Source organism: Stenotrophomonas sp. GbtcB23 (genome assembly GCF_019091045.1).
Lineage (GTDB): Bacteria > Pseudomonadota > Gammaproteobacteria > Xanthomonadales > Xanthomonadaceae > Stenotrophomonas > Stenotrophomonas rhizophila_A.
This window is the reverse complement of the sequence record NZ_JAGXKC010000795.1, coordinates 1-228: the sequence shown is the minus strand read 5'-3', so window position 1 is coordinate 228 and position 228 is coordinate 1. Positions and strand designations below refer to the sequence as shown.

The window sequence follows — 228 nt, the reverse complement described above, 5'->3', positions numbered from 1 at the left end:
CACGTGCTTGCGTATGCCGTTGACCTCGAGGAAACAGCGGCCTTCGGACACGTGCACGATCGCGGTCCAGTCCGCGCGCAGCACCGAACGGTACTGGTCGAAATACGCGATCTGCAGGTTGGAGCCGGCGCGCACTTCGCCGCTGTCCGGCGCCAGGTCGCCCAGCAGCAGCTTGCGCAGCGTGGTCTTGCCGCTGCCGTTGGGACCGATCAGGCCGATCCGGTCGCC

The 228-nt window shown here is 67.5% G+C and carries 1 protein-coding gene; it reads right to left on the bottom strand.

What is annotated here, in order from left to right:
* Positions 1 to 228 (bottom strand): ATP-binding cassette domain-containing protein (locus tag KVS69_RS20955; protein ID WP_217540287.1); only part of this gene is annotated, 228 nt, incomplete at both ends.